At 70.3% G+C, this 11,396-nt stretch carries 9 protein-coding genes and 1 tRNA gene; 6 read left to right on the forward strand and 4 right to left on the reverse strand.

All coding sequences use genetic code 11. The features are described from left to right. The first annotated feature begins 49 nt into the window (after positions 1–49). From FV242_RS29840 to FV242_RS29855, 4 genes are all read left to right on the forward strand, one after another. Positions 50–126 (forward strand) — tRNA-Met (locus FV242_RS29840). A gap of 786 nt (positions 127–912) precedes the next feature. Then, complete coding sequence (locus tag FV242_RS29845; RefSeq protein WP_147941446.1) at positions 913–1,410, forward strand: MucR family transcriptional regulator; 498 nt, start codon at positions 913–915, stop codon at positions 1,408–1,410. 140 nt (positions 1,411–1,550) lie between these two features. Then, positions 1,551–3,008: a Do family serine endopeptidase gene (locus FV242_RS29850; RefSeq protein WP_147941447.1), complete on the forward strand. Its 1,458-nt coding sequence runs from the start codon at positions 1,551–1,553 to the stop codon at positions 3,006–3,008. A gap of 87 nt (positions 3,009–3,095) precedes the next feature. Beyond that, a complete protein-coding gene (locus FV242_RS29855) occupies positions 3,096–4,439 on the forward strand; it encodes a replication-associated recombination protein A (protein ID WP_147941448.1) in 1,344 nt (447 codons plus the stop codon). A 264-nt stretch (positions 4,440–4,703) separates the two neighbouring features. On the opposite strand, the gene FV242_RS29860 is transcribed toward FV242_RS29855, so the two are convergent. Next, the gene (locus FV242_RS29860) at positions 4,704–5,168 is read right to left on the reverse strand and encodes an Lrp/AsnC family transcriptional regulator (protein WP_147941449.1); all 465 of its coding nucleotides are present in this window, start codon (positions 5,166–5,168) and stop codon (positions 4,704–4,706) included. A 197-nt stretch (positions 5,169–5,365) separates the two neighbouring features. On the opposite strand from FV242_RS29860, the gene FV242_RS29865 reads away from it, so the two are divergent. Together FV242_RS29865 and ggt are read left to right on the forward strand one after the other, a co-directional pair. Next, positions 5,366–6,376: a 1-aminocyclopropane-1-carboxylate deaminase gene (locus FV242_RS29865; RefSeq protein WP_147941450.1), complete on the forward strand. Its 1,011-nt coding sequence runs from the start codon at positions 5,366–5,368 to the stop codon at positions 6,374–6,376. Positions 6,377–6,599: 223 nt separating this feature from the next. After that, on the forward strand, positions 6,600–8,369 hold the full coding sequence (gene ggt / locus FV242_RS29870; protein ID WP_147941451.1) for a gamma-glutamyltransferase: 1,770 nt from the start codon (positions 6,600–6,602) through the stop codon (positions 8,367–8,369). A 64-nt stretch (positions 8,370–8,433) separates the two neighbouring features. On the opposite strand, the gene purD is transcribed toward ggt, so the two are convergent. The 3 genes from purD to FV242_RS29885 form a co-directional block, all read right to left on the reverse strand. Further along, positions 8,434–9,711 (reverse strand): phosphoribosylamine--glycine ligase, encoded by a 1,278-nt coding sequence (gene purD / locus FV242_RS29875; protein ID WP_147941452.1) that lies wholly within the window; start codon positions 9,709–9,711, stop codon positions 8,434–8,436. A 94-nt stretch (positions 9,712–9,805) separates the two neighbouring features. Then, complete coding sequence (locus FV242_RS29880; RefSeq protein WP_147909108.1) at positions 9,806–10,114, reverse strand: hypothetical protein; 309 nt, start codon at positions 10,112–10,114, stop codon at positions 9,806–9,808. 136 nt (positions 10,115–10,250) lie between these two features. Then, positions 10,251–11,396: oxalate decarboxylase family bicupin (locus FV242_RS29885; protein ID WP_147941453.1), on the reverse strand; the 1,146-nt coding region annotated here is incomplete at its 5' end.

The raw sequence follows: 11,396 nt of genomic DNA on the forward strand, positions 1-11,396 counted from the left end.
GAGCGCGCCCAGCGGCGCCAGCCAGCCCGGATCAGCCGCACACTCTTGGCGCGGGGTGGAGCAGCCCGGTAGCTCGTCAGGCTCATAACCTGAAGGTCACAGGTTCAAATCCTGTCCCCGCAACCAACACACACACAACAACGATCACCACGATCCAGCCAAACAGCCGGTCCGCTCACGCGGACCGGCTGTTTCGTGCTCGGCGTAAGGCTTGCCAAGCGGTCTGCCGGGCGGACGGCTCTGAACCGGGGCGCTGCGGCGTGATGGGCTCACCCCTCTCGGCCTGACCGTTCGACCACGTCGAACAGACCGCGTGGCCACGCTCCGAAGTGCGTCGAGCCCGATCCGGCACCGGTCATCCCGGGCCACGCGATCGGCGGCACGCGGGACGGGCGTCCTGCGTTGCCGCCGACAGCCGACGTGCGTCCCGCGCGGCGTGGTCCCGGAGCCGCGGTCGGGGCGACCGATGTGACAGGCGGGGATTGCTGTAGCCTCACGGTTGCGGCGCGAAAAAGCACGCTGGAGTTGCGCCAGGAATCCCTGCCACAGCCGCCCGGTGATGCCGGCGTTCCGCATTGCAGTTCGAATGCAGACCCGAATATCGATCTCGCATGAGACAGGGTCTTTATTTCACATCTTCCAGCCAGATCCTCTCGATTGATGACGGCTCACCTCCAACCGTTCGTGAGCCCAAGCAGGTTCGATTGCGCACAAGCAAGATGGTGGGCTATTATGTTCCTTGAGGTTGATTGTCCAATGCGCCTGTTCTTGGCCTGTTTCTGAATGTATATCGCGATATAAAATTTGAGACTTGACGGTTCATTGAAAAGCGATTGTATCGGCCCGCAGGATCGCGACGCTGTTCTTGCGTTCTGGCCAGTTTGGACATCACAAGAAGGCGGCGTACACGATATGACTCAACGCGATGGCGACAGGAGCCGCTTCGTTACGCTCGCATCCGAGATCGTCTCGGCCTATGTGAGCAACAACCACGTGCAGAGCGCGGATCTGCCGAAACTGCTCAGCGACATCCACGGCGCGATCCAGGGCGTCCACACCGGCGGCGCGGCCGTCGCGGCCCCCACCAAGGCGACCACGCAGGAGATCCGGCGTTCGGTGACGCCCGACTTCCTGATCTCGTTCGAGGACGGGAAGCCCTACAAGACCCTGCGCCGCCATCTCACCCTGCGCGGCCTGACCCCGGAAGCCTATCGCGCCAAGTGGGGCCTCGATGCCGATTACCCGATGACCGCCCAGAGCTATTCCGCGCAGCGCTCGCAGCTCGCCCGCTCGCTCGGCCTCGGCCAGCAGCGCCGGAAATCCGCCGCGCCGCCACCCCAGCCCGAGCCGGTCGCGCAGGCCCCCGAACAGCCGAAGAAGCGCACCGTGCGCCGCAAGGAAGACGCCTGAACGGCCCTGACGGCCGGGGCCGCCCGGCTCTTCCGGCGACGGCGTCGCGGGCCTGCCGCAATCGGCTCCGATAGCGTAAGGCCGCACGGTGCGCCGCCGCCGATCCGGACGGCGCGCCCGACCTGCCGCCGGAGCCCTGCATGCTGATCCGCCCCGTCCTGCCCGCCCTCGTCGCAACCCTGCTGGCCGCCGGCCCCGCCGGGGCGCAGATGGCCCGCACGGAGGCTCCTGCCGCCTCCAAGGAGGGAACGGCCAAGGTGGTGCCCCTCAGCCGGAGCGACGTCCAGCTGTCCTTCGCCCCGGTGGTGAAGCGGGCCGCACCCTCGGTGGTCAACGTCTACGCCTCCCATGTCGAGAAGCGTTCCACCGCGCGCGCCAGCGCCATGGACGAGTTCATGCGCCGCTTCTTCGGCGAGCCGGAGGGCGGCCGCGGCCCCCGGGGCGACCGGGCCCAGCGGTCGCTCGGCTCCGGCGTGCTGGTCGATGCCGACGGCCTCGTGATCACCAACAACCACGTCATCGACAACATGAACGAGGTCCGCATCGCGCTCTCCGACCGCCGGGAGTTCGAGGCGACGATCGTGATGCGCGACACCCGCACCGATCTGGCGGTGCTCAAGCTCAAGGAAGCCCCGAAGGGCCTGGTGCCGATGCCGTTCGGCGATGCCGACGCCCTGGAGGTCGGCGACTTCGTGATGGCGATCGGCAACCCGTTCGGGGTCGGCCAGACCGTGACGCAGGGCATCGTGTCGGCGCTGGCGCGGACCCAGGTCGGCTCGGCGGACTACCAGTACTTCATCCAGACCGACGCCGCGATCAATCCGGGCAATTCGGGCGGCGCCCTGGTCGACCTGCGCGGCCAGCTGGTCGGCATCAACACGGCGATCTACTCGCAATCCGGCGGCAGCCACGGCATCGGCTTCGCGATCCCGGTGGGCATGGTCAAGGCGGTGGTCGACGCGGCCCGCGACGGCGCGAGCGTGGTGCGCCGGCCCTGGCTCGGCGCGCGCATCCAGAGCGTGACCCCCGACATCGCCGACAGCATGGGCCTCGACCATCCGACCGGCGTCCTGGTGGCGAGCCTGCAGCCCAAGAGCCCCGCGGACGAGGCCGGCCTGAAGCGCGGCGACCTGATCCTGACCATCGACGGCCAGGAGGTCGCCGACCCGGAGGCGTTCGGCTATCGCTTCGCCCTCAAGGGTGTCCAGGGCCAGACCCGCTTCGGGATCCTGCGCGGCACGGCCCGCCAGACGGTCGCGGTCAAGCTCGCCCCCGCCCCGGAGACGCGCCCCCGCGACGTGCTCAAGGTGAAGACCCGCTCGCCGTTCCAGGGCGCGAGCCTGGTCAACACCTCGCCGGCGGTGGCCGAGGAGCTGCAGGTCGACTTCCCGGCCGAGGGCGTGGCCGTGCAGGCGGTGGACGAGACCTCCATCGCCAGCCGGCTCGGGCTGCAGAAGGGCGACATCATCGTGGCGGTCAACGGCGTGCCGGTGGCGACCACCAAGGACCTGGACCGGGTCACCCGCAACACCCTCAATTCCTGGGAGGTGGTGATCAACCGCAACGGCGAGATCATGACCTCGGTGTTCGGGGGCTGAGCCGGACGGCGCGCATCCGGCCGATGGCCGTGGGCAAGGCCCGGCTCCCGGGTTGCGCCCCCGCCCGCGCCCGGTGTTGATGCGCGGATGTCCGACCTGTTCGCCTCCGCCGAACCCCCAGCGGCCCCGGATTCCGGCCACGCCCCCGTCGCGGAGGCCAGCCGCCCGCTCGCGGACCGGCTGCGCCCGCAGAGTCTCGCGGAGGTGGTCGGCCAGGAGCACCTGACCGGGGAGGGCGGGGCGCTCACCCGCCTGCTGCGGGGACGCAGCCTCGGATCGCTGATCTTCTGGGGACCGCCCGGCACCGGCAAGACCACGGTGGCACGGCTGCTGGCCCAGGGCACCGACCTGCATTTCGAGCAGATCTCGGCGATCTTCTCGGGCGTGCCCGACCTGCGCAAGGTGTTCGAGGCCGCGCGCAAGCGCCGGGCGACCGGGCAGGCGACCCTGCTGTTCGTCGACGAGATCCACCGGTTCAACCGGGCGCAGCTCGACGCCTTCCTGCCGGTGATGGAGGACGGCACGGTCACGCTGGTCGGCGCCACCACGGAGAACCCTTCGTTCGAGCTGAACGCCGCGCTCCTGTCCCGCGCCCGGGTGCTGCTGTTCCGGGCGCTCGACCCGGGCGCCATCGCACGGCTGCTGGTCCGGGCCGAGGCCCTGACCGGCCAGGCCCTGCCGCTCACCGAGGAGGCCCGCGGCGTGCTGGTCCGGATGGCCGACGGCGACGGCCGCGCGGCGCTGACCCTGGCGGAAGAAGTCTGGCGCTCGGCCAGCCCGGGGGAGACCCTCGACGCGGACGCGTTGCAAGACATCGTGCAGCGGCGGGCGCCGATCTACGACAAGGCCCAGGAGGGCCATTACAACCTGATCTCGGCCCTGCATAAGACCGTGCGCGGCTCCGATCCGGACGCGGCGCTCTACTATCTGTGCCGGATGCTCGATGCCGGCGAGGACCGGCTGTTCATCGCCCGCCGGCTCGTGCGCATGGCGGTGGAGGATATCGGGCTCGCCGACCCGCAGGCCTTGGTCGTGGCCAACGCCGCCAAGGACGCGTTCGACTTCCTCGGCAGCCCCGAGGGCGAGCTGGCCCTGGCGCAGGCCGCGATCTACCTGGCCTGCGCGCCGAAATCGAACGCGGTCTATACCGCCTACAAGGCTGCGACGCGGCTCGCCAAGGAGGCCGGCTCCCTGGCGCCGCCCCGCACCATCCTCAACGCGCCGACCAAGCTGATGAAGCGCATCGGCTACGGCGAGGGCTACCGCTACGACCACGATGAGCCCGACGCCTTCTCGGGCCAGGATTACTGGCCCGACGCGCTCGGCCGCCAGCACCTCTATGCACCCACCGAGCGCGGCTACGAGACCCGCTTGGCCGAGCGCCTCGCCCGCTGGGAGGCCCTGCGCCAGGCACGACGCGGGGAGGAATAGGGCGGACCTGCGCGGGACATGGCCTGCGCGCCGTCCCTTGCCCGGGTGCGTGGAGCGTCAGCGGAATGCGCCTCGCGATCCCGCACAGGACGCAGCGAAGCGTCCGCCTGCGCCGCCGCGATGCCATCCTGTGCCGCTGCGCCGCGCTCTGCGTGCGGGATCCCGGACCCGGTTCCGCTTCGCTCGCCTGTCCGGGAAAGGGGCGCGCATCGTCCATCGTGATATGCCCGGCGGCCATCGACACCGCCTGAAACCGGGTCCGCGTCAGAGGTCCAGCGGCGCGTTGTCGATGACCTCCTTCATCACGAAGAAGGTGCGGGTCTGGCGCACCCCGGGCAGGCCGATCAGCGTGGCGCTGTGGAGCCGGTTGAAGTCGGCCATGTCGGAGACGCGGATCTTCAGGATGTAGTCGAAATCGCCGGCCACGAGGTGACAGTCGAGCAGCACCGGGATCGCCCGTACCGCGGCCTCGAACTCGGAGAAGCTCTCGGGGGTCGAGCGGTCGAGCACGACGCCGACGAAGACCAGGGTGCCGCGGCCGACCCGGGCCGGATCGACCAGCGCCCGGACCGCCCGCACGAATCCGTCCGTGAACAGGCGCTGGATCCGGCGATGGCAGGTCGCCGCGCTGGTGCCGGAGCGCTCGGCGATCTCGGCATTGGCCATGCGCCCGTCCGCCTGCAGCAGGCGCAGGATTTTGAGGTCGATCCGATCGAGCCCTGCGGACATGGCGATTTCTTTCATCTTTTGGCTGCATTTCGGATGATTTCTCATCCGTTGCGGCAATCGATGCAAGCGCGTGGCTATCGGCGGCCCGAGATCGAGAGCACCTTTCAGGCGATCCGGGTTAGTTTTCCGCCGTACCCCGAAGGCGGCCGCGCCGGGTGGACAACGATCCCGGCGGCCGGAAGACCCGGAGAGTCCCGATGCTGCAACAGTTCGAGCGCTACCCCCTGACCTTCGGCCCGACGCCGATCGAGCCGCTCAAGCGGCTCTCGGCCCATCTGGGGGATGCGGTCGAGATCTACGCCAAGCGTGAGGATTGCAATTCGGGCCTGGCCTACGGCGGCAACAAGCTGCGCAAGCTCGAATACATCGTGCCGGACGCGATCAAGAGCGGGGCCGATACCCTGGTCTCGATCGGCGGCGTCCAGTCGAACCACACCCGCATGGTCGCGGCGGTGGCCGCCAAGATCGGCATGAAGTGCCGGCTGATCCAGGAGGCCTGGGTGCCCCACGAGGATGCCGTCTACGACCGCGTCGGCAACATCCTCCTGTCGCGGATCATGGGCGCCCAGACGCAGCTCGTGGATGACGGCTTCGACATCGGCATCCGCGACAGCTGGAAGCGCGCGCTCGCCGAGGTCGAGGCCGAGGGCGGCAAGCCCTACGCGATCCCGGCCGGCGCCTCGGTGCACAAGTACGGCGGGCTCGGCTATGTCGGCTTCGCCGAGGAGGTTCGGGCCCAGGAGGCCGAGATGGGCCTGCGCTTCGACTACGTGGTGGTCTGCACGGTGACCGGCTCGACCCATGCCGGCATGGTGGTGGGCTTCGCGGCCGACGGGCGCGCCCGCAACGTCATCGGCATCGACGCCTCCTGCACCCCGGCCCAGACCAAGGCCCAGGTGCTCGACATCGCCCAGAACACCGCCGCCCTGATAGGCGCGGGCGACATCGTCGCCGACGACGTGGTGCTCAACGAGGATTACGCCTACCCGGTCTACGGCGTGCCCTCGCAGGAGACCGTCGAGGCGATCCGCCTCTCGGCCCGGCTCGAGGGGATGATCACCGACCCGGTCTACGAGGGCAAATCCATGCAGGGCATGGTCGACCTCGTGAAGAAGGGCTTCTTCCCGAAGGGCGCGAAGATCCTCTACGCCCATCTCGGCGGCGCGCCGGCGCTGAACGGCTACAGCTACACGTTCCGCAACGGCTGAGCCCGGCAGCGGCCGAACCGCCTCACCCATCGGCCTCCCGCATCCCAAGGCGCCCGGCGATCGATGGTCGCCGGGCCTCGAAGGAGCCCTCCAGGACGCGCGCGGCTCACTGGACGGTTCCGCTACGCTGCACCACCTCAGGATGAGGTTCGGCTTGGGAGCCGCGACTCCCGCGCCCAGCCCCCTATATGGCAGCGCCGGACCCGCATCGAAGAGAGCCTGGATGATCGCACCGGCACGCGCGCTGCTCCTCGGGCTTCTCGTCGTCCTCGGAGGCCCCGGGGCGCGGGCCGCCTCGGGACCGGCCGTGGAGGCCGAGAACGGCATGGTGGTGTCGTCCCAGCGCCTGGCCTCTCAGGTCGGCGCCGACATCCTGAAGGCCGGCGGCAACGCCGTCGATGCCGCGGTGGCCGTGGCCTATGCCGAGGCGGTGGTGAACCCGTGCTGCGGCAATATCGGCGGCGGCGGCTTCCTGGTCCTGCACCGGGCCGACGGACAGAGCCGCTTCATCAATTTCCGCGAGAAGGCGCCCGCGGCGGCCAGCCGCGACATGTATCTCGACACCCACGGCAGCGTCGTGAAGGGCGCGAGCCTGCGCGGCTGGAAGGCGGCGGGCGTGCCCGGCACCGTGCTCGGCCTGAACACTGCGCTCGCGGAATACGGCACCCTGTCGCTGGCCAAGGTGATGGCCCCGGCGGTGGCGCTGGCCCGGGACGGCTTCGTGCTCACCCGGGGCGACACCGACATCCTGGATTTCGGCGCGAAGCTGTTTGCCGGGCAGGCCAACGTCGCCCGCGTCTTCCTGCGCCCGGACGGCACGTCCTGGCGGCCCGGCGACCGGATGGTCCAGGCCGGCCTCGCCCGCACCCTCCAGGCCATCGCCGAGGGCGGCTCGGACGCGTTCTACACGGGCGAGATCCCCCGCCAGGTCGAGGCGGCGTCCCGGGCCGGGGGCGGCCTGCTGACGGCTTCGGACTTCGCCGCCTACACGGTGACCGAATCCGAGCCGCTGACCTGCCGCTACCGGGGCGCCACCATCCTGTCGGCGCCCCCGCCCTCGTCCGGCGGCACGACGCTGTGCGAGGTCCTGAACGTCCTCGACGGCTACGACCTGCGGGCGGCCGGCTTCAATTCCGCCCGGACCGTGCACCTGATGGTCGAGGCGATGCGGCGCGCCTATGCCGACCGCAACGTCCTGCTGGGCGACCCGGATTTCGGGCCCAACCCGGTGGCGCAGCTGCTGTCGCGGACCTACGCGGACAAACTCCGGGCCACGATCCGGCCGGACCGTGCGACCCCGTCCGCCGAGATCCGCCCGGCCCCCGAAAGCCTCCCGCAGGAGAAGCCCGAGACCACCCACATCTCGGTGATGGACAAGGCCGGCAACGCGGTCTCGCTGACCTACACGATCAACGGCTATTTCGGCGCCGGGGTGATGGCCGGGGAGACCGGGTTCTTCCTCAACGACGAGATGGACGACTTCACGGTCAAGCCCGGGGTGCCGAACCTGTTTGGCCTGGTCCAGGGCGCCCGGAACGCGATCGAGCCCGGCAAGCGCCCGCTCTCGTCGATGGCGCCGACCATCGTGCTGCGGGACGGCAAGGTCGCCCTGGTGGCGGGCTCGCCCGGGGGCTCCCGGATCATCACGATCAACGCCCAGACGCTGATCAACGTGCTCGATTTGGGCATGGAGCCGCAGGAGGCGGTGGACGCCCCGCGCATCCATCACCAATGGCTGCCCGACACGGTCTATGCCGAGCCGTTCGCGCTCTCGGCGGACACGCAAGGCATCCTGCGGGGCATGGGCCACACGATCGTCGAGCAGAGACCCTGGGGCGCGCAGGAGCTGATCGCGGTCCGCGCCGCCGTGCCGGAGCCCACCGACGCGGCCTCCTCGGGCAACGACGCGACCCGCACCGAGCGCATGCGCCCAGGCTTGCTCTACGGCGCCAACGACAACCGGAGGCCGGCCGGCGCCGCGATCGGCGAGTAACGGGTTCCCAAGGGCGGGCCCTTCGGCGGCGCTTCGGAGGCGGAGCCCCCGAGGTACCGGGATTTCAGCCCCGGTCCGCGGCTTCCCGGGCCACTTCCCGGAAGCCGATGTCGCGGCGGCAGAACCCTTCCGGCCAGTCGATCCGGGCCACCGCCGCGTAGGCGCGGTCCTGGGCGTCGGTGACGCTGTCGCCGACGGCCGTGACCGCCAGCACCCGGCCACCGTCGGCGAGCAGCTGGCCGCCCTCGTCGCGGGTGCCGGCCTGGAACACGAAGACGCCGTCGCCCTCGGCCCCGTCGACGCCCCGGATCACCGAGCCCCGCACCACGGCCCCCGGATACCCGGCGGCCGCCATCACCACGGTGAGCGCGGCCCGGTGGGCGTCGAATTCCAGCGTGACCCCGGAGAGGTCGCCCTCGCTGGCCGAGAGCAAAGCCGGCACGAGGTCGGAGGCGAGGCGCGGCATCAGCACCTGCGCCTCGGGATCGCCGAAGCGGGTGTTGTACTCGATCAGCTTGGGGCCGTCCGCGGTGAGCATCAGGCCGGCGTAGAGAATGCCCGTGAACGGGCAGCCGCGCGCCCGCATGCCGGCCAACGTCGGCAGGATGATCTCGGCCATGACCCGGGCCTCGATCTCCGGGGTCACGACCCGGGCCGGGGAATAGGCGCCCATGCCGCCGGTGTTGGGGCCGCGGTCGCCGTCGAACACGCGCTTGTGGTCCTGCGCGGTGCCGAGCGGGATCGCCCGGGTGCCGTCGCACAGCGCGAAGAAGCTCGCCTCCTCGCCGAACAGGCATTCCTCGACCACCACCTCGGCGCCGGGATCCTCGAACAGCGACGCCAGCGCGTCCTCGGCCTGGTCCAGCGTCTCGGCGACGGTGACGCCCTTGCCGGCCGCGAGGCCGTCGGCCTTCACGACGATCGGGACGCCCTCCCGGCGGACATAGGCGAGCGCCGGCTCCAGGGCGGTGAAGCGCGCGAAGGCGGCGGTCGGGATCCCGCAGGCGGCGCAGAGGTCCTTGGTGAAGCCCTTGGAGCCCTCGAGCCGCGCCGCGTCGCGGGTCGGCCCGAAGGTGCGAATCCCCGCGATCTTCAGGTCGTCGACCAGACCGGCGACCAGCGGCGCCTCGGGACCGACCACCACGAGGCCGATCGACTCGGCGGCGCAGAAGGCCGCCACCGCGGCGTGGTCGGTGACCTTGAGGTCGGGCAGGTTGGTGCCGTGGCGGGCGGTGCCGGGATTGCCCGGGGCCGTGAACAGGCGGGTACAGAGCGGGCTCTTGGCCAAGCGCCAGGCCAGCGCGTGCTCGCGTCCCCCCGAGCCGATCAGCAGAATGTTCATGCGCGCGCCACCATGGGCCCTGCTTCTGGGCCAAGCGTGCGGACGGGAAAAGGTTTTTTTCGGGCTGTCCCCGCTATGCCCGGACCCGGGACGGTCAGCAGCCGATGCACACGCTGGTGTTGACCCCGCCCCGGGGCGCCCGCGCGATCCCATGCCGGCCGACCCGGCGCCCGCCGTAGACCCCGTAATACGGCCCGTGGGGCTGGTACTGGACGTTGCGCTGGAACTGCTGGTTCAACGTGTTGTAGTCGGAAACCCGCTGCTGGTTGAGGGTGCGGATCTGGCTCTGCAGGGCGAACGAGGAATTGGCCGCGTTCGGGTCGTTCGGCTGGACCTGCGCCCAGGCGGCGCCCGCCGGGAGGGCGAGTGCCAGGGCGAGGAACGCGCGGGCGAGGGCGCGCATCGGTTTCTCCGTGATCAGGCTTGAATACTGTCCATTCCATCGACGCATCGAGGCTCGATCAAGTTCCAAGCGTTATGGTGACGCGCTCGCGGACGCCGAACCGGCCTCCACTTCGTCGGCGAGCGCTCCGGCAACGTCAACCCGGCACGACCGGCGTCTTGGTCTGCGGCAGGGCGTCGAGCTGCTTGGGATCCAGCCCGGTATGGGCCTGCACCAGGGGATGCGGGGTCAGCGCGAGCCACTGGTTCAGCGAGATGTCGGCGTAGCGCGGGCTCTTGAACATCTCCAGGAAGGTCAGCGTCGTGTCGCCGGTATTCTCGATGTAATGGCCCATGGCGAAGGGCACGTAGCCGACGTCGCCGGCCTGGTAGTCGAAGGTGCGGGCCTTCGATTCCGAGCCGAACACCGTCATCCGGCCCTTGCCCGAGAGGTAGTATTGCCACTCGTCGCTGTTGGGGTGCCAGTGCAGCTCGCGCAGGCCCCCGGGCTCGACCTCGACCAGCGCCGCCGCGATCGTCACCGAGGCCGGGAACACCGTGGAATCGGTGATGCGCACGCGCCCGCTCTTGGTGCGGATCGGCTCCTGCGCCAGCATCCGGTGGCTGAACTTCTTTGGGATCTGGCCGGCGCCCCCCATCAGGTCGGCCGCGAGCGGGCCGGGGGTCGGCCCGGGGAAGATGTAGAGCTCCTTGTCGGGGATTTTGGCCAGTGCGCTCTCGGGCACCCCGAGATTCTTGGCCAGGATGTCCTTGGGGGTGTGGGCCAGCCAGTCGGTCAGCAGGAAGGTCGAATCCTCCGAGAAGCCGCCGTCGTCGAACACCAGCAGGAACTCGCAGCCGTCGACCCCGTCGGCCGCGAGCCCCTGGATCGAGTGCGGGATGCCGCCCGGGAAGTACCAGAGGTCGCCCTCGCCGACATCGTCCGCGAAGGTGCGCCCGTCCTGGTCGATCGCGGTGATCCGGGCCTTGCCCTTGATCATGTAGGACCACTCGGCTTCCTTGTGCCAGTGCATCTCGCGGACCACGCCGGCCTTGAGCCGCATGTTGACCCCGGCCATGGCCTTGGAGACCGGCAGTTCGCGCACAGTGGTCTGGCGCGCCCAGCCGCCTTCCTCCAGGCGCATGTGGCTGTCGGTGAACGACCATTTCAGGTTCGGCATCGTGCCGTGGTCGGTGGCCGGCGGCGCCTGGGTGAACGGCTCCTCGGCGGCGCGGGGCCCGTTGGACGGGCCCAGGATGTCGGCGCCCTTGGTGCCCCGCTGCGGCGGAGGGGCGGCGAGGGG

The sequence above is a fragment of the Methylobacterium sp. WL64 genome (genome assembly GCF_008039945.1).
Lineage (GTDB): Bacteria > Pseudomonadota > Alphaproteobacteria > Rhizobiales > Beijerinckiaceae > Methylobacterium.